This window comes from Tenuifilum thalassicum, from assembly GCF_013265555.1.
Lineage (GTDB): Bacteria > Bacteroidota > Bacteroidia > Bacteroidales > Tenuifilaceae > Tenuifilum > Tenuifilum thalassicum.
Map to the genome: position 1 here is coordinate 329,798 of NZ_CP041345.1, position 19,029 is coordinate 348,826.

Here is a 19,029-nt window from a genome sequence, read left to right on the forward strand (position 1 = left end):
TCAGACTTTATCTAAAACTTTTCATAGGCCCATCGAATGTGAGGCTAAGGGTGTAACTGTACTCTAGAGTTGATGCTTTAATATCGTAATAGGTATTAGCGTATGCTTTAATGGTTAAACCATTTGCTATGTTTTTCTGGTAAATCACTGAGAATGTGGTAAGTATTCTTTCCTCGGTATCATACGCGGGATTTATGGTTGAAATAGAACCAAAAAGTTCCTCTCCACGTGGGTTAATAAAACCATTAGAGAACCATTGCCCTAGTTCAAAACGAATATCATCCTTGGTGTAAAATATTTTTGGATGTAGGGCAAAACCATTATTAAACTTAAACTCTGCCGAGGGTGATAAATTTTTATAGTAGTAGAAGGATGCGTTAGCCCCAAATCCACTGGTAAAAGTAAAAGAAGGAGCAATGGAAATGTTCACGATGGTTTGGACTGGTAAATCGGTGCTATCTATTTGTCCACCTTTATGAAAGGCCATCGCATGAATGGCGCTCCCAAATCCATGGCTTTTTGAGTCTAAATTATAAAGATGGCTAAATCCAACGGTAAACTCTTCTTGAAAAGGGCTGCCCGCTTTTATGTACCTTTCCCAGTTAATCCACAAATCGGCTTTTGCTTTTTCCCCATTATACAAGAACTGAACACCAGTTTCAGGCTGATTAAGCATAAGCCTTTCAGGCTTGAAAAGTGGTTCGGGGAGCCAATGCCCCTCCTTTGAGTAGATTGTTCCAACAATCATGGAAATATTTTTACCTAGTTTAGTCGATGCCGAAAAGTAAGGAACTAACCGTTCTAGCGTGTCGGCGCCAGCTAAATAAAGCAGATGAAAACCTGTTTCTATTGAGAAACGCTCATAATTAATTCTAACTCCTGGTTGAAAGAAAAATCCAGGATGTGTATATCCCTTTTTTATGTTACCAGTGAATTCTTTGTTGTCAAAAAATGATTTACCAAAAAGGTTTAGTGTGAGATTCAAACTATCAGATTGCCCTTTTGATATGGAAAAAAGCAATATAAAGAGAAGTGATAGCGTCATTCTTGTACAAATTCGTTCCATTTGGGTAATTTTTGAGTATATTTTAAGGACAAATATCAAGAAAAATCCAAAACAATAGTTAATTTCGACACAACTTATTGCCTAAAACCAAAAAGTTATGACTCAAAAGAAAAAGCTTAAATCAATAGGTATCGTTTTGCTGATAGGTCTTGCAGCCTATCTTGCTATACCTCAAAATCATTACATTGTCAGGGCGTTGATATTTCAACATGTAAATATTGATGATTACAAAATCTTCAATAACAGAACAGTAAAGGCAGGTGTCGCTGAGCCGTGGCGAATGCATCCTCAATATAATACCTATCAGCTATCCGATGAGCAGCTAAACTACTTTAAGGATTTTAGAACCGTGGCTTTTCTTGTTATAAAGGATACATCGTTGCTTTTTGAAACATATTGGGATGGCTATGGAACCGATTCGTACTCCAACTCTTTCTCCATGGCTAAAAGTATTGTTAGCCTTCTTATTGGATGCGCTTTAGACGATGGTTACATAAAAAGTGTTGATGAGCCAATTGCTAATTACCTGCCCGAGTTCAAAGATGGCGATAAGTCAAAAATCACCATAAAACATTTGCTTACCATGAGTTCTGGATTGAGTTGGGATGAGGCGTATAGTAGTTTATTCTCGTTAACCACTCAAGGCTACTATGGTAATGACCTTGCCAAGCTTGTTCTTTATCAGCATGTAGTGGATGAGCCAGGTAAAATATTTGAATACCGTAGTGGCGATACTCAGTTGCTCTCAATAATCATTGAAAGGGCAACTGGTAAAACGTTATCGGAATATGCATCCGAAAAACTTTGGACTCAAATTGGTGCCGAGCACGATGCGCTTTGGTGCCTCGACCACAAGAATGGGATTGAAAAAGCATTCTGCTGCTTCAATACAAACGCTAGAGACTTTGCTCGTTTTGGGCAGCTTGTTCTTAATGGTGGTAAATGGAATGGCAAACAGATTGTTCCTGCAGAATATCTTAGTGAAGCACTCACTCCTGCATCATACTTATATGACCCTGAGACAAAAAAGAATGTTGATTTTTATGGCTATCAGTGGTGGATGATTAATGTTGATAACCATAAGGTATGGTATGCAAGAGGTTTGCTAGGGCAGTATATCTTTGTAATTCCCGATTTGAATGCAGTAGTAGTTCGATTAGGACATCTACGGAATAATCATAGAATTGATGGTACTCCCGAAGATGTGTATAAGTATATTCAGTTTGGTATTGATATTGCAAAAAGTTCGGTAACAAATGACAAGTAAAGAATTTATTAAAGAACGATTAAAGGTTAAGCTATTAGCATTTCCTAACGCTGAGTTATCGGTATTTGATAAGGCAAAGAAAAAATATATTGGGCTGTTCAACCCCGAAGAGATGGAGTTTGTAAACGATAAGCCCGATGTGCTGATGTTTCTTACAGGGGGATCAGAGCATGTAGCCATTGAATCGGTTCAGGAGTTCCGTTTTTACATATTGCTTGCCTCGCGCGATGCTAACTCATGGGCTGCTGCAACTGAGGTAAAAGCATGGATGAATCAGCATAATATAAGGTCAATATTACTGGATGCCGACCATCCCGACACATCGGAACTTCTTAGCGAGTACTATCATGCATTTGTAGGCGTAAAACGCTTGCATGGGCAAAGACTTGGAGTGGTTGGAAGTCCTTCTCCTTGGTTGGTGGCAAGCGGGATAAATCCCTACCTATTGCAAAGCAAACTAGGAATAGAGCAGATTGATATTAGTTGGGATAACATTGTTTTCGATGAGATTCAACAGGTCGCGTCCGATTTCTATTCGCTTTTTTCGAAAGCCGAAAATAAACAGGAGCTAATGGAGAGCGGAAGAATTTATGAGGGTTTAGCTTCCCTTATCCCCTTTTATAGGCTTAACGCGATGACCGTTGAGTGTTTCCCAATGGTAAATAAAACTGGACATACTGCATGTTTGGCATTATCAAAGCTAAACTATGATGGCATTCCAACTGCCTGCGAAGCAGACGTATGTAGCGCAGCAGCGATGATGTTTGCCGCAGAAGTGTGTAATACAATCCCTTGGATGGCTAATATTGCCCACGTTGGTGAGGGAAAAGGTTTGCTAGCGCATTGTACTGCTCCCGTTAACCATCTTACATCATTTAAACTCGATACCCATTTTGAAACAGGTAAAGGTTATGCCATCTCAGGACAGCTGAAGGGTGAGGAGGTTACTATTTTTAGGTTCGACAGTATGCTTAATAAGATATTTGTTACTAAAGCTAAAGTAGTTAGCATTCCCAAAAGCAGAAAAGCATGTAGAACACAGGTTGAGGTTGAACTTAGTCAAACCGCAATAAAGTATTTCACCGAGAACCCATTTGGAAATCACCATATGGTGTTGCCAGGAAATTGGACTAAACGATTAGAACTTGCAGCGCAATTGTTAAGCATTGAGGTTGTTAGCTAATCTGTTTTTCTGATAATTTTGGAAACCCCTCGATTTTAATCGTGGGGTTTTTTATTCATTCTTTTATCTGTTGTATAGTTTAAAACAATCATGCATAAATTAAAAAGGCTGCCTTTTTGAGACAGCCTAAATAATATGTGGGATAATTTCTACACCGTAAGAATCTCTTGCTCTTTCTTTTGAAGAATCTCGTCGACCTTCTTATTATGTTTGTCAGTTATTTTTTGAACTTTGGCTTCAGCGTCTTTAGCAGCATCCTCAGGTAGTCCATCCTTTTGCATTTTCTTGATTTCTTCAATAGCATCACGCCTAGAGTTTCTAATGCTTACCTTAGCGTTTTCACCTTCGTGCTTAACCTGTTTAATTAGTTCTTTACGGCGCTCTTCGGTTAATGGGGGAACCATAATACGAATCGATTCTCCATTATTTTGAGGGTTAAATCCAAGGTTGGCAGCCATAATTGCCTTTTCAATTGGGTCAATCATCTTTTTTTCCCAAGGTTGAACAACTATAGTTCTTGCATCGGGACTTCCGACGCTGGCAACTTGGTTTAGGGGAGTCATGGTGCCATAATAGTCTACCATAACACCTGAAAGCATGGCTGGGTTTGCACGACCAGCACGGATAACTCTAAGCTCATTCTCAAGATGCTCAATGGCTTTAGCCATTTTGCTCTCGGCAGTATCTAAAACCTTTTTGGTATCTTCAATATTCATAGCTGATTAGGTTTTTGTTTTTCCGACACTAAAAGTATTAATTTTTTACTAAAGTACCAATCTTTTCACCTGTTACAACCTTATTCAGATTGCCAGGAGTGTTCATATCGAAAACCAATATAGGCAGGTTATTCTCGCTACACATGGTAAACGCAGTTAGGTCCATAACCTTAAGCTTTTTCTCGTAAGCGTCTGTAAAAGTAATCTCATCGAACTTAACTGCATTTTTATCCTTTTCTGGGTCAGCAGTGTAAACTCCATCCACTCTTGTCCCTTTAAGAAGTACTTCTGCTTCTATCTCAACTCCTCGTAGGGCTGAGGCGGTGTCGGTTGTAAAAAATGGATTTCCAGTTCCACCTGCTATAATTGCCACAAAACCTTGCTTAAATCCCTCAAGAACTTTTGCTTTGGTATAAAGTTCCCCTACGGGTTCCATTTTGGTTGCAGTGAAAACCTTAGCTTTTCCACCTGCACCTTCAATGGCCGATTGTAAAGCCAAACTGTTAATCACTGTGGCTAACATCCCCATCTGGTCGCCCTTTACTCGGTCGAATCCTTTTGAAACGCCACTCAACCCTCTAAAGATATTACCACCACCTATAACAATACCAATTTCAACACCAAGATCGGCAACCTCTTTTATTTGTTGAGCGTAACTATTCAGAATATCGGTATTGATACCATACTTATCATTGCCCATTAAGGCTTCACCACTAAGTTTCAGTAGTATACGTTTGTATTTAACCATTACGATTGTTTTTTCGGCGTAAAAATACAAATAATAGCCTAATCTTTTACTATTGCGTTGTAATAGCTCCTTAACGACATGCTATAGGTTCGAAGCATTTCAGCAAGAAGATTACTTAGCTGGTTAACTGCATCATCTCCCTTATAATTTCTGATTTCTTGCATTAGGTTATTTAGCTCAGCTGAATTATTAACCTCAAACTCTGGATTTTTTACTAGGAGTGGTGGGCAATATGTTTTAAGAGCTTTGTCAACCTTTTTGCTCCTTTCAACCGATTCCTTGCTGATAACATTTCTAACAAAATCGTTGCTATAAGGAACAATTGTTTTTCCTTCCTTTAATGCGGCTATTAGTGGATTGCTATCGTAGTTGTTGTAGGCATCACGCAGTGCTAGCCATTGAAACTGCTCTAAAACTGAGTGTTTATTGGAGACAAGTTGAACTGCATTGTTTTTGCTTTTTGGGAATCCAAGCATAGCCTTAAGGTTAATCCATATCATTCTAAGGGCGCTCATGCCAGGAAGAGGTGCAGTGTGGTATGGCATGGATTGGTCTCCAAGATAATGCATTCCCCAGCCCATAAATCGCCATCCCCAGTAGTCGTTGCCCGTTGAGAAAGCAAATTCCGATAAAGCCTTGAAAAGGCTAATGCGAAATTCTGGGTAGGTTTTTTTAAGGAAAGGTCCAAAGGCGTAAACTATTTTGGCTTCGTGATAAAATCCCATGTGGAAAGGGGCTTGGCTACCATATTCAAGTTTCGGATCACCAAATGGTTGAACACCAAAACCGTAGCGCTTGCCAAACTCGGTATTATTATCTTCGAATAATCCTAAATCAAAACCATAATCCGGTTCATCGTTTGCAGTGCAAAGCACATCTATAGGTTGCACCTTATCGCCTTCCGATAAAAGAACATAGTTAATATGCGATAGCGCACTTACATCCTTTAGTGTTGTTAGCTCCGAAGCCGAGACCAAGGTTCTTTCTCCAACTTCCTGATTAGGAAGTAGGTGAAGATACAGTTTTAGCTTGATATTCGGATTGAGCCTAACTGCAGTTAAGAAACGAATGACTATATCATCGGGGTTACCAGTAGCTTTAAAATATAGATCTTTTGGGAGTGGAGCATAGTTAGGTAGGTTGGCTACTGCCCATTCCTCGTACTCTTTCAGAAAGTTTTCGATTTCTTTCTCGTTTTTTATTAGAAACGATTTCAAACTTTCAACTTCAATAGGTTGTTTGTTTACTAGGTCGGGAATATTTGATAACACAGGGTAAGCAAGCAATGGGTGTTCCGACCATGCTTTTGACATGAGGGGTAAGGTTATTAAACATGCTGTCAACCATAAGATTAGTGAAACTCTAATTTTTTTCATGGCACAAAGTTTTATACAATAGTATGAAAAAATTCTGTTAGCATGGTAAAATCTATAATAAAAATAGGTGAAAGATTTTGACTTTCACCTATTTGAGCACTTACTATCGATGCCACGATTTAGCTCTCTCCACCGCATCGGCCCACTTTTCTTTCATTTTATCTAGTTTTTCTGCTGGCATGCTAGGGGTGAATGTATTATCTAGCTGCCAAAGCTTTTTTATTTCGTTGATATCTTTCCAGTAGCCGGTTGCAAGTCCTGCCAGGTAAGCAGCTCCCATTGCAGTTGTTTCAATGGTTTTCGGACGGTTAACGTTAATTCCTAGCACATCGGATTGGAATTGCATGAGCAGGTTATTTGCAGATGCACCACCGTCAACTCTTAGCTCTGCAACCTTTATTCCGGTATCCTTTTCCATTACATCGAGCACATCCATGGTTTGGAATGCAATGCTTTCTAACGCTGCTCGAGCAATATGGGCACGTGTTGTTCCTCTTGATATCCCTATCATTAGCCCGCGAGCATACTGATCCCAGTGTGGCGCACCCATACCTGTAAAACTTGGAACCAGGTAAAGATCGCCATTATCATCAACCTGTTTGGCCAGGTCTTCAACCTCGGCGCTGCTTTTAATTATACCAAGTCCATCGCGAAGCCATTGCACTACTGCTCCACCAATGAATATGCTACCTTCCAGCGCATAGTAAGTCTTGCCATCAAGCTGCCAGGCAATGGTTGTTATCAGATTATTTTTAGATAGAAACGGCTTTTCGCCAGTATTCATCAGTAGGAAGCAACCAGTTCCATAAGTATTTTTGACCATTCCCTCATTAGTACACATTTGGCCAAAAAGTGCTGCCTGTTGGTCTCCTGCAATACCAGAAATTGGAACTTTGGATGCAAAAAAGGTGGTGTTGGTATGGTCGTATATTTCGCTCGAAGATGCAACCCGTGGCAGCATGCTTTCAGGTATATTGAAAAGCTCGAGTAGCTCCTTGTCCCATTCAAGGCTGTTGATGTTAAACAGCATGGTTCTACTTGCATTGGTTACATCAGTTACGTGGGTGCGTCCTCTTGTTAGCTTCCACACTAGCCAGGTATCAACCGTTCCAAATGCCAATTCGCCACGGTTTGCCTTTTCCCTAGCTCCAGGAACATTATCGAGTATCCATTTAACTTTAGTTCCACTAAAGTAAGCATCAATTACCAGACCTGTTTTTTGTCTGATTGTTTCGGTATAACCCTTCTCTTTGAGTTCATCACAAAAGTTAGAGGTTCTTCTATCCTGCCATACAATTGCATTGTAAATCGGTTAGCCAGTATTTCTATCCCAAACAATGGTTGTTTCACGTTGGTTGGTTATTCCAATGGCCTCAACGTTTAGTCCATTTATTCCGATTTTCGACATCGCTTCAGCAGCAACAGCAACCTGCGACGACCATATCTCGTTTGGGTCGTGCTCAACCCATCCGGGTTGAGGAAATATCTGCTTAAACTCTTTTTGTGCCATAGACACTATGGCACCTTTCCTATCAAATATCAGGGCCCTTGAACTTGTGGTTCCCTGGTCTAGTGCCATTACATATTTTTCCATGAAAGAATAGGTTTAGGATGGTTCGGTTAATAATCTTCACAAATTAGTTAAGAATGTAATTTTGTGCAATAGCATTGTAGCTTTCTACCTGCTTTTTCTCCCATTCCTTGTCTTTGCCAAGTTCTGCTGCCATTATTGATGCTACTGCAGGTGCAATGCGAATACTTTCGCGGGTATCAAGCAGAATGCTACGAGTTCTTCGTGCAAGGAAATCTTCAACTGTTCTTGCCATTTCGTTTCTTACAGCCCAAATAACTTGTGCTTTTATAATTCCCAAGCTTTCGCTGAGCGTTTCTTTAAGTTCAGGTTGCGTGCTGGCAAGGGCTAGAATCTTTTCTTTATCTGAGCCATAAACGTATAGAGGATCAGAATGGTCAACCTTATCAACGTTTGATCCATGAAGTTTAAGCGATCTGGTTTTTGACTTTGTTTTTACCCAACCTTTTTCCTTTTCAACTCGAGCTACCATATCCTCTGCCATCTTCCTAAATGTGGTCCATTTCCCTCCAATCATGGTAAACAGGTGCGATTGGGAAACAATGATTTTATGGCTGCGTGAGATCTCTTTTGTTTTTTTGGAATCACCTTTTGGTGCAGCAAGAGGTCGTAGCCCTGCAAAAATGCTTAGCACATCGCTACGTTTGGGGGGTTTAGTTAAATAGCGTCCAGCTGTAGATAGAATAAATTCGATCTCCTCTTCTAGAGCAACTGGCTCCAACGATGGGTTAGGAACGGGAGTATCTGTTGTGCCAACTACAATCTTGTTATGCCAGGGTACCGCAAAAAGAACACGGCCATCGTCGGTTTTAGGAATCATCATGGCATGATCGCCAGGGAGGAAACTCTTATCCAGAACCACATGAACGCCTTGACTTGGTGCTATGGTTTTGCCTTGTTTTGGATTATCCATTTGCATCACATCATCTGCAAAAACACCGGTAGCATTAATAATCGCCTTCCCCTTAAAGGTGTATTTTTCTCCGTTCTCTTGGTCAATTGCAATGACTCCATTTAGTCTCCCATTCGAATCCTTGGTTAGCTCAACCACCTTAATATAGTTAACAACCAACGCACCATGCTCTACTGCGGTTTGTAGCGCATTAATTGCAAGTCGAGAATCGTCGAATTGGCCGTCGTGGTAAACAACACCTGCCGTAATTTTTTGGGGGTTAATTGTTGGAATATATTTAAGAGCTCGTTTTTTTGAAACGCGAAGCGAGCGACCTAGGCTGTATTTTCCTGCTATCAGGTCGTAAAAGGTTAAACCAACGGTATACATCAGCTCATCGAACCAGCCAAAGGTAGGAATAACAAAGCTTTGATTTTTTACAAGGTGCGGTGCGTTTCTTAGAAGTCTTCCTCGCTCAATGCAAGCCTCTCTAACAAGGGCAATATCGCCTTGCGCAAGGTATCTAACTCCACCGTGTACTAGCTTGGTACTTTTGCTTGAAGTCGATTTGGTAAAGTCGTGCATCTCAAGCAGAATGGTTTTGTAACCTCTGGTTGCTGCCTCTAAGGCAATACCTATACCAGTTGCTCCTCCTCCAATAACAATAAAATCGAAGCTGTCGGCATGTTCTTTTGCTCTTTTGAGTAAATCATCACGTTTCATGGTTATATGATTAAAAGGTTAACAATTTTTTGTAAAAATAATAAATAAACGAAAGTAAACGAAATAAATGAAAATAAAAAACGAAACTAAAAATAATCTTTTATCAGTATAATTAGGGCTTTCTTGGATTAGCTTTAAAAAATTTTAGTTAAGTTTGACAGAAAATAGAGTAGAGATGGCCTTAAACATTGCGGAACGCCACAGCAAGATACTAGAAGTATTAAAGCACTCGGAGTACGTTACTGTAGCTGAGCTTAGTGAGAAGCTTGGGGTTTCAATGGTAACAATTCGAAAGGATCTGAAACATCTGGAAAGTTTGAGCTTGTTATACCGCTCTCACGGAGGTGCTTCTTTAAAAAATCCATACATTGCCGATAGGCATGTAAACGAAAAGGAGCATCTATTCGTAGAGGAAAAAAAGAGAATAGCCAAATATGCAGCTAGCCTAATAAAAGATGGCGAAAGCATAATTCTTGCCTCTGGCAGTACAATTAATGAGCTATCACGTCAAATTGAGGAGCGTAAACGGATTGTTTCAGTCTGCTCTTCCTTGGTAGCAGCCCGCGAGCTTGCGGTTAAGGAGATTTCGGAGGTACACCAGCTTGGAGGTATTGTTAGGTCGTCGTCGGCATCTGTTGTAGGACCTTTTGCCGAGAAGATGCTTCAGGGTTTTCGCTGCAGCAAGCTGTTTCTTGGGGTTGATGGGGTTGATATTGATTTTGGACTAACTACAACCAACGCTTTGGAGGCCTCGCTTAACCAGAATATGATATCCAGCGCTGAAAAAGTAATAGTGCTAGCCGATAGCTCAAAGTTTGGGTGTAGGGGGTTTAGTCGGATTTGTAGTCTCGACCAGGTGGATATGATTATTACCGATAATGGGTTGGGTGAAATGTTCGTTAAACAGCTCGAAGAAAAGGGGGTGGAACTGGTTAGAGTCTAACAGATTTAAACCTGTGCAATAACAGTCTGGTTCCCTTTTACCTTTTGGCCTAAGCTAACCTTAACATCTGCATCGAGTGGGAGAAAAATATCAACTCTTGAGCCAAATTTTATGAATCCGAGTTCGGAGAATTGGTCAACCTCTTTTCCCTCCTCAGCGTAGCAAACTATGCGTCGGGCAACAGCACCAGCAATTTGCCGTAGCATTATTTGAACTCCATCGGGGCGCTCAATTACTACCGAGGTGCGCTCGTTATGAGTTGATGATTTTGGATGCCAAGCTACAAGGTAATCGCCTGGGTGATACTTGTAATATTTAACTATCCCATTAATTGGGAACCAGTTTATATGAACGTTCCACACCGACATGAAGACAGAAACCTGAATGCATTTCTTATTGAAGTATTCGTTTTCATCTACCTCTTCAATAGCAACAACAGTACCATCGGCTGGAGAATAAATTGATTTGCTATCGGGATTAGTTGTTCTAAAAGGTACCCTGAAAAAGCGGGTTAAAAATGCTAAAAGCAGTAATGATGAGACAATCAGTATGCTTACTACTAGCAATGGTAGTATTAACCAAGCTACAATACAAAATGCAACGCAAAGAGTAAGCGCTACAAAAAGAATAGAATAACCTTCTTTGTGAATCTTCATTTCTAAAGCGTTAAATAATCATCATGACTTCAAAATAAGCGTAAACAATGGGTAAAACCATTATTAAAGCATCAAACCTATCAAGTAGGCCACCATGGCCAGGTAGAAACTTTCCAGAGTCCTTAACACCAATGCTACGTTTAAACATTGATTCAACCAAATCGCCTAAAACGGCCATTAAAGAAGTTATAAACCCAACAAATAGCCAGTGGCGGGTATCAATATCAGCTAAAATGGTTGAAATAATCCATGCAACCAAAATGGTTGATGCAATACCACCTAAAAAGCCCTCCCAACTCTTTTTGGGCGATATACGGGGCATCATCTTATGCTTGCCCAGGCTTACTCCAAAAATATAGGCACCCGTGTCGTTGGCCCAAACCAGGAAGAGAATGGCTAATAGCAGGCTGGGGTTGTACTCCATTTTGAATGATGAACCATTGATGCTGATAAAGTTCATTAACGAAAACGGTAGGGCAATATAAAGTATCCCGAGGATAGTAAAGGCGATATTCTGCATGGGTTTTTGTTGATGCCTGTATAGCTCAACAACAAAAATGGACACCAGAAATGGGATAAATCCGAATAATGTTATTAGCTCTAAACGACCCGAACTGTAGAGATATGACCATACAAAAAGAGCGATACCAATGAAAATGCCCATTAAAGCCTGAGGTCTAATTTTCCCTTTGAGTCCTAAGTGATAGAATTCAAGCATGGTAGCTGCCGTAATGGCAAGGAAAAGTATAAAAAAAGTGATGTGGCTTATGTAGATAGCACCTACCAGAACGATTACAAAAAGTAATCCGCTTATTGTTCTTTTAAGAAATTCACTCACCTTTTAGCTCTTTTAGGAGTTCGCTTGCTTTTTCTTCATTACTCTTCTCAACGTACACCGAAACCTCGCCAAATAGGTAGCTAGAATCTTTTCGGTTAATTACAACTGCTGCAATTCCATTTTCTTCTAGCACCTGCTTTGCCATTTCGGCTTGCCATGATTGGGCGGTTGAAAAAACTTCTTTCCAGTTCTCGTCCATATTTTAGGCTTCAGGATTATTTTCAGAAACAGTGGTTTCTGTATTGTTTTTTTGAGCCTCTTCTTCTAGTTCTTTAACAAGTTCCTGTTCACGGCTAAGCGTTTTTCGTGGACCAAAAATCTTTTCTAGGTCTTCGCTGTAAATTACTTCACGTTCTAGAAGAAGTTCTGCCAGCTGAACATGTCCTTCGCGGTTTTGGGTTAGAATCTCTTTAGCCTTTTCATAGGCCTTATCAATTATTTCACGCACCTCTTGGTCTATCTGTTCAGCAGTTTTTTCACTATAAGGTTTAGAGAAGGTGAATTCCGATTGGGTAGAATCGTAGTAGCTAATGTTTTTGAGTTTTTTTCCCATTCCAAAATAGGCAATCATAGCATAGGCCTGCTTGGTAACTCGTTCAAGGTCGCTAAGGGCGCCAGTAGAAATTTTATTGAAGTTGATTTCTTCTGCAGCCCTTCCACCAAGCGCCGAGCACATTTCATCGAAAAGCTGTTCGGTAGTTGTAATCTGGCGCTCCTCGGGGAGGTACCAGGCTGCTCCAAGCGAACGACCACGTGGAATAATTGAAACCTTAAGCAGTGGGTTGGCATGCTCAAGCAACCAGCTAACTGTTGCATGACCAGCCTCGTGGTATGCAATGGTTTTACGTTCCTCTTTGGATATAATCTTATTCTTTTTCTCTAAACCACCTATAATTCGGTCGATAGCATCCAGAAAATCTTGTTTTTCTACAAATTTCTTATTTTTCCTAGCTGCAATCAGTGCCGCTTCGTTGCAGACATTTGCAATATCGGCACCAGAAAAGCCAGGAGTTTGTTTGGCAAGGAAGCTAATGTCAAGGTTTGCCTCAAGTTTAAGTGGGCGAAGGTGAACCTTGAATATTTCGAGTCGCTCTTTTAGGTCGGGTAGGTCAACATGAATTTGACGATCGAAACGTCCTGCACGAAGAAGTGCACGGTCAAGAATATCGGCACGGTTGGTTGCTGCTAGTATAATAACACCTTGGTTAGATGCGAAACCGTCCATTTCAGTAAGGAGCTGGTTAAGTGTATTTTCCCTTTCATCGTTACCCGAGAAGCTAGGGTTTTTACCTCGTGCACGACCTATAGCGTCTATCTCATCAATAAATACGATACAAGGCGCTTTCTCCTTGGCCTGACGGAATAGGTCTCGAACACGGGAAGCTCCAACACCTACGAACATTTCCACGAACTCCGATCCCGATATACTAAAGAATGGCACATTGGCTTCGCCGGCTACAGCTTTGGCTAATAGAGTCTTTCCTGTTCCCGGAGGTCCAACCAGCAGTGCACCTTTAGGAATTTTACCACCAAGATCGGTGTATTTTTGGGGATTTTTAAGGAAATCGACAATTTCCATTACCTCAACTTTGGCCTCCTCAAGGCCAGCCACATCCTTAAAGTCAACTCTTGGGCGTGTCTCCTTGTCGAATACTTGAGCTTTGGACTTACCAACTGAGAAGATGTTACCTCCTCCAGCACCACCGCTTGTTCCACCCGATATCCTTCTAAAGATAAAAATCCAAATGGCAAGCAGTAAAACAAAAGGGAGTACCCACGAGAGTATATCGCCCCAGTAATTGGGTTGGTCTTCGTATTGAGGGTATATCTTTTGAGCCTCATCTATGTTGGCTTGTGCATCGGCTAGCTGCTTTTCAAAGGTTTCAATTGAGCCAATGGTAAAGTAAAAATGGGGCCCTACTTTAGGAACCGCTCCAAAACCATCGCCTAACCTGTCCTTGTATTTTTCAAGCTTATCCTCTTTCAGGTAAACCTCAACCTTGCCCAGATTCCTAATCACAACAAGCTTATCAATCTCTTGATTAGCTATCATCTGGTTTTTAACTTCCTGCCAGGTGGTTACCTGTGCGCTTTTGCCTGAATAGAAGTACTGCAAAAGAAAAAATCCAAGAATTATTATTATATAAACCCAGTAAACGTTGAACTTGGGTAATTTAGGCTTATTACCAGGTGTTTCGTTTATCAAAGGTTTTTTGTTTCCGTTTTCAGCCATTTCTCGATATGGTTATTATAATTACTAGTTATTCTTCGTTGTGTTGAATAGCCTTAGCATCTGCCCAAAGGTCTTCAATCCTGTAATAGTCGCGCCATTCGGTTTGAAAAACGTGCACCACTATATCGACATAATCCAAAACTATCCATATTGCATTTTGGTACCCTGCAGAACGGAATACCTTTTCGCCAAGTTTATCTAACACTTTATCCTCAATATTGTTCGCAATGGCATCAACTTGTGTGGTGGAGTCGGCATTGCATATTACAAAGTATTTGCATACAGCATTAGGAAGGCTTCCAATTTCCAGCGAGAGGATATTTTGGCCTTTCTTTTCCTGCATTGCATCTACAATACATGCTAATAGTTCTTCTACGTTATTTGTTTTTGCTGATTTTTTTGTCATTAACCCATGATTTTATTAACCAGCAAAATTAATGAAAAAAATGGACATCATTACGCTTATTGGTATTGCTCAGCTACCTTTTGAACATGACTAGTAGCTAAATTAAGCTATACCGCAAATATGCTGGAGAAGATTTTTGGCAAAAAGCCTCGCTTTTTGGTGAAGAGCAATGAGCAGAATTTGCAATTATATGAATGCTTAAGTGATGCGCTACTCTCTTTTGCCGGATTTAGGATTTCATTGGCTAAAAAAAGAGTATTATTCAAGTGCTTAAAAGAGATTGATTGGAGGTGTCCCAGAGGGAACATAGTACAACTCCTTTATCGCTTATTCTGACTGGGGATTACTTTTTAAAACATGAACCGGGTTATTGAAAAGTTAAGAATATCGAACATATAGCTCTTTAGTGATTTTTTTAGGTTTTTTATAGGATAACAGTGTTTTTTGTATTTCTATTGCAGCTTTATCTAACGTTTTCGGGCTTTGCGTTCGGGCGGGTTTCGGAGCACAAAACTGTCAACCAGCACTGAAGTTGAATAGATGCAAAAAGCGCCAAGTTTGCACGTCACCCCGCCTGACGCAAAACCCGTGTTATAGCCAGTGCTTTGTCTTCTCGTCATTGTTTTGTTTTGAGTGTTTTAATTATGTAATAAGTCAGCGGAATAAAAGTAAGTCCTAATGTCAAAGGTAAAAACCAAACACCAAGACCGTCCGCTTGTCCGTGTGCATTTTGAATTGTCTTGAAAGCAATTAGTCCAAAAATGATAACAATAATTAATTTCAAGTATCTAATCATTCTTGTCGCATTTGTATATTGTTTTAATGCGTTGTCTTGTGTTATGTTGGTCGTATAATTAAAAATGTGTGGAAACTTATTTAGGATTGTCATTCCAACAAATAAAACTGTTGCTATTAGAGGCAAAGTCAAAATAGTCGCCTTTCCGCCAAATCCGTCCGCTTGTCCTGCACCGTTATAATGAATAGGAATTGTGTCGGGCAAGTTTGTATAGTTTATAATTGTCAAAACCCAAATTGCAAGAATTGAACTCCAACCAAGAATTTCAAGTGTCTTGTCAAATGTCGTGAGTTCTAATTTTAATTTTGGTCTTTGACTCATTGTTTCTGTTTTTATTCTTTGTCGTTTTTTAGCATTGCCCATAACGGTGAGTATATGAGGCGTTGGGCGTTTTAAAACACTTAACTTTCAATTTACTATGCTGTTTATTAATACTCACAACGTTTTATTTAACTACACTCGCCCAATGCCTTATATACATTGTTAGGGTGCGTTTTAATGATTAAAAAAATGTTCTTTTTCGTATTCACTTTGTTCTTTTCTGCTTAATGGAACAGATGCATTACCAACTCGGATATAAAATTCCTCTTTTCCGTCATTAATAATAAAAACTGGCTTACTATGTTTATAAACTTCAATTAAACAAATAGTTTTATCTTCTATTGTTTCAAACCTTATTTTAACATATTTTTCTAAGTTTTCACCAAGATATTTTTTTATTATTTGTCTTAAGTGTAATTCAAAACCATCAATATTGTCTTTCTTAAGTGTTTTTAAATCTCTGTTTAATCCTAAGATATTTCCATCATCATCTACACCAATAAGTAATTTTCCTCCACTAGAATTTAAGAATGCTGAGATTGTTTTTGCTACTACAAATTCAAGTTTTTTGTTTATTTCTCCAGTCCTTAAATCAAACCTTAATGTAGATTTAAATTCAATATTCTCATTTTCTCCTTTTAGAATAATTTCTTTTATTTGATTCTCTTTTTCACTTAGTTTGTGTTTAAGATTTATTCTGTCATTTAGTTCTTTGTAAATGGCGGCAGCTCTTTTTTGAAGAAAAATAGTATAATCATTACTCCAAATTCCATAAGTGTCAATATCAATTAAATGTGACTTTAATGTTGTAGGTAATTCCTCATTTTCATCTAAAAATGTTTTAATATAGAATGAGGGTGCTTTAGCTTTTATTTTTCTTTTGTTTAAATCTGCACTAACTAAGGTTATGTTTACTAAACTATTTTCATTTCCAATATTATTCTTCTTTAAATAAGCTTTAGGGAAGAAATGGTGGTAGTTCTTACTATTAGCGACTTTTAACCAGGAATTGTCTAAAATTACCTTTCCATTTGTTTGAAAATCTTTCGGCTCGTGAAATGATAACAAGCATAAAATTGCTTTACAGTAACTACTACCTGCACTGAAATTAGTATCTATTAAATCTTGAGGTGATGATAAATAGATTTTAAAATCATCATATTCTGGCCTTTCATTATTCAAAATTTTTTCTATTCGTTTTATATCTTGAGCTAACTTTGACTCTGTAGAACTTGAATATCGATATGATAAAGATATTCTCCAAAAGAATTCTTCTAAATACTTAACCTGTTTCCCTTTGGGTTTGTCTTTTTGATAATAAAAGAAATAAGAAAAAGGCACTAATAGAGAATCGTAAGGAAGGATTCCAGAAACAGGAATGCGAAATACAGTTCTAAAATAATCGATACTTTCTTTTATTGCCGAGATAACATCATCCCAAATATCAATTATTTCAAATTTATCTAATTGCAATATAACCTTTCTCTTACATTCCTTATTTTTACTTAATATTAAGCCTAACAAATTAAGAATAATTGAACTTGAAATGGTTTCATATTTACTATCCGACAGCTCCTTAATTAAATTTTGAAATTCTTCCTCCATATCGAAATTATGTTCTTCATCATATGTTTTTGCAGACATAATTTCAAATAAAGTCAATGTTTGACCTCCTGTATTGATTCTAGTAAATACTTCAATGGCTGAATCTATATCTTCTTTTCGGAGAACAACAGTTGAGAAATCATATGTTGAAAATGTTTGTGAAAATTGATGTATTTTTTTAAAGTGTTCGTCTGAATATTTTTCTTTTATATTCAATAAGTTATCGTTAAAATTTAAGACTTCGTTTAATGAAATATATGTTTTATTAGGTTTTTCAGCTACGACAATTTGTTGGTCATTATTAAGTTCATCATCTAAATTAACATAAATTTCGCTATAATCTGTAACCTTTTTTTCTCCTTCTTTTTGGATCTTTGCACCAAGATAAGCAGCATACAGGGATGTTATTCTCTGTTGACCATCCAATACATATTGCACTTTAATATCATCAGGTATGGGTGGTAATTCTAAGTTCCCTATATTTTTAATATCATTTAATCTTTCAGCTGTTTCCCAAAGGATAAAGGTTCCTATTGGATATCCTTTAAGAATACTATCTAATAATTTTGCTGTTTTTTCAACGCTCCAAACAAAATTTCTTTGAAATTTAGGAATCTTAATTTGTCCTTTTTGTATTTCAGAAATTAAGTCTGTATATTTTTTTGAATCTGGTTTAGGTTGTTTGTCCATAAAATATTATTTTTTGTTTTAAATTTACATGCACCCTAACGTTTGGCGGTATGAAAAGTTGCCGATTGCGGGTGATTCCCTGTCAAGTTACACAAAAGTTAAAGCGGGCTACAACCCTTGAATAACCTACCGAACCGGCAACTTTTCATACCGCGTGTTGGGCACTGCCTTTTATTCATTTAAGTATTTTTTTCCTAAATCTTTAAATTTATTTCTTAATTCTATAGCTGGTGAAAAATAATCCTGATTCTTTGCAAAGTATTCATCAATTATAGCTTTTTTATCAGCTTCCCTCTCTTTGGCTTGATTTTGATAGAAATTCTTCACATCCACAGATAATTTACTGAAATCAAAATCCTTTGATGTTATTTGGTCAACCATTATTTTTTCCCATGATAAAACCCTCTGTAACCGTTGAATAATGCTCTCTTTAAAATGATGAAGTTCTAAAGTTTTTAAATTTGTTTCGTGTCCTATTTGTATCAATTCCTCATTCTTAACGAGTAATTGAACTTTTGAAAATTCAATATTTGTTTTATTATAATCATCTCGCATTTTAATCAGTCTATCTGATAACTCTTGAAAGTTTGCATGATTATATTCTACAATCTGAACATTTAAACCATCCCAAATCCACTTATTTAATTGCCCAAAATAATTTATTATAGCTTCTTTTTCTTCGTTAAATAGAAGATTCTTTTTACTTGCCAATATATTAAGGTTCGCCCTTAATAATTCATTTTCTTCAGTATACTTTTGCTTAACATCTTCTACTGTTTCAGTTATTTTTTTCAAGTCCTCTTTATCAGCTTGATTTTTACCTTTTTGTCTCGCATAATAAACCAAATATGCGCCAAGCAAGGCAATAATAATTTCCAATAAAATTATCCAAAAATTTGTCATTGTTACTATGTTTTAAGGTTGTGCCCAACGTTCGTATATCTCCCATTGTAGTTATCCTGACAATTTGGAGTAATAA

General features: G+C 38.2%; 16 protein-coding genes and 1 pseudogene. 3 read left to right on the top strand and 14 right to left on the bottom strand.

Translation table 11 applies throughout. The features are described from left to right. Positions 1–7: 7 nt before the first annotated feature. Positions 8–1,066, bottom strand: coding sequence for a hypothetical protein (locus FHG85_RS01415; protein ID WP_173072496.1), 1,059 nt, complete (start codon positions 1,064–1,066; stop codon positions 8–10). A gap of 97 nt (positions 1,067–1,163) precedes the next feature. Between FHG85_RS01415 and FHG85_RS01420 the strand changes: the two genes are divergently transcribed. Both FHG85_RS01420 and FHG85_RS01425 read left to right on the top strand, forming a co-directional pair. Continuing rightward, positions 1,164–2,333, top strand: coding sequence for a serine hydrolase domain-containing protein (locus tag FHG85_RS01420; protein WP_173072497.1), 1,170 nt, complete (start codon positions 1,164–1,166; stop codon positions 2,331–2,333). Continuing rightward, complete coding sequence (locus FHG85_RS01425) at positions 2,323–3,516, top strand: hypothetical protein (protein WP_173072498.1); 1,194 nt, start codon at positions 2,323–2,325, stop codon at positions 3,514–3,516. The genes FHG85_RS01420 and FHG85_RS01425 overlap by 11 nt, the downstream gene beginning before the upstream one ends. A gap of 149 nt (positions 3,517–3,665) precedes the next feature. Here the strand turns inward: FHG85_RS01425 and frr are convergent, their stop codons facing one another. From frr to FHG85_RS01450, 5 genes and pseudogenes are all read right to left on the bottom strand, one after another. Beyond that, positions 3,666–4,232: a ribosome recycling factor gene (gene frr / locus FHG85_RS01430; protein ID WP_173072499.1), complete on the bottom strand. Its 567-nt coding sequence runs from the start codon at positions 4,230–4,232 to the stop codon at positions 3,666–3,668. Positions 4,233–4,269: 37 nt separating this feature from the next. Further along, the gene (gene pyrH, locus FHG85_RS01435; protein WP_173072500.1) at positions 4,270–4,980 is read right to left on the bottom strand and encodes a UMP kinase; all 711 of its coding nucleotides are present in this window, start codon (positions 4,978–4,980) and stop codon (positions 4,270–4,272) included. 38 nt (positions 4,981–5,018) lie between these two features. After that, positions 5,019–6,356, bottom strand: coding sequence for a hypothetical protein (locus tag FHG85_RS01440; RefSeq protein WP_173072501.1), 1,338 nt, complete (start codon positions 6,354–6,356; stop codon positions 5,019–5,021). A gap of 103 nt (positions 6,357–6,459) precedes the next feature. Next, positions 6,460–7,950, bottom strand: a pseudogene (gene glpK, locus FHG85_RS01445) (glycerol kinase GlpK). A 43-nt stretch (positions 7,951–7,993) separates the two neighbouring features. After that, on the bottom strand, positions 7,994–9,562 hold the full coding sequence (locus FHG85_RS01450; RefSeq protein ID WP_173072502.1) for a glycerol-3-phosphate dehydrogenase/oxidase: 1,569 nt from the start codon (positions 9,560–9,562) through the stop codon (positions 7,994–7,996). A 154-nt stretch (positions 9,563–9,716) separates the two neighbouring features. On the opposite strand from FHG85_RS01450, the gene FHG85_RS01455 reads away from it, so the two are divergent. Next, complete coding sequence (locus FHG85_RS01455; RefSeq protein WP_317167918.1) at positions 9,717–10,505, top strand: DeoR/GlpR family DNA-binding transcription regulator; 789 nt, start codon at positions 9,717–9,719, stop codon at positions 10,503–10,505. Between the two features lie 5 nt (positions 10,506–10,510). Here the strand turns inward: FHG85_RS01455 and FHG85_RS01460 are convergent, their stop codons facing one another. The 8 genes from FHG85_RS01460 to FHG85_RS01495 all read right to left on the bottom strand — a co-directional run bounded on the left by FHG85_RS01460 (position 10,511) and on the right by FHG85_RS01495 (position 18,953). Continuing rightward, the gene (locus FHG85_RS01460) at positions 10,511–11,161 is read right to left on the bottom strand and encodes a phosphatidylserine decarboxylase family protein (RefSeq protein WP_173072503.1); all 651 of its coding nucleotides are present in this window, start codon (positions 11,159–11,161) and stop codon (positions 10,511–10,513) included. A 10-nt stretch (positions 11,162–11,171) separates the two neighbouring features. Further along, complete coding sequence (locus FHG85_RS01465; protein ID WP_173072504.1) at positions 11,172–11,999, bottom strand: phosphatidate cytidylyltransferase; 828 nt, start codon at positions 11,997–11,999, stop codon at positions 11,172–11,174. Then, complete coding sequence (locus FHG85_RS01470; RefSeq protein ID WP_173072505.1) at positions 11,992–12,198, bottom strand: putative signal transducing protein; 207 nt, start codon at positions 12,196–12,198, stop codon at positions 11,992–11,994. The genes FHG85_RS01465 and FHG85_RS01470 overlap by 8 nt, the downstream gene beginning before the upstream one ends. A gap of 3 nt (positions 12,199–12,201) precedes the next feature. Continuing rightward, the gene (gene ftsH, locus FHG85_RS01475; RefSeq protein WP_173072506.1) at positions 12,202–14,232 is read right to left on the bottom strand and encodes an ATP-dependent zinc metalloprotease FtsH; all 2,031 of its coding nucleotides are present in this window, start codon (positions 14,230–14,232) and stop codon (positions 12,202–12,204) included. 28 nt (positions 14,233–14,260) lie between these two features. Next, entirely contained in the window at positions 14,261–14,638 is a 378-nt protein-coding gene (rsfS, locus tag FHG85_RS01480) for a ribosome silencing factor (RefSeq protein WP_173072507.1), read from the bottom strand. A 616-nt stretch (positions 14,639–15,254) separates the two neighbouring features. After that, positions 15,255–15,797: a DUF1648 domain-containing protein gene (locus FHG85_RS01485; RefSeq protein WP_246249247.1), complete on the bottom strand. Its 543-nt coding sequence runs from the start codon at positions 15,795–15,797 to the stop codon at positions 15,255–15,257. A gap of 132 nt (positions 15,798–15,929) precedes the next feature. Next, positions 15,930–18,050 (bottom strand): GmrSD restriction endonuclease domain-containing protein, encoded by a 2,121-nt coding sequence (locus FHG85_RS01490; protein ID WP_173072508.1) that lies wholly within the window; start codon positions 18,048–18,050, stop codon positions 15,930–15,932. A 171-nt stretch (positions 18,051–18,221) separates the two neighbouring features. Next, a complete protein-coding gene (locus tag FHG85_RS01495; RefSeq protein ID WP_173072509.1) occupies positions 18,222–18,953 on the bottom strand; it encodes a hypothetical protein in 732 nt (243 codons plus the stop codon). Between the last annotated feature and the right edge of the window lie 76 nt (positions 18,954–19,029).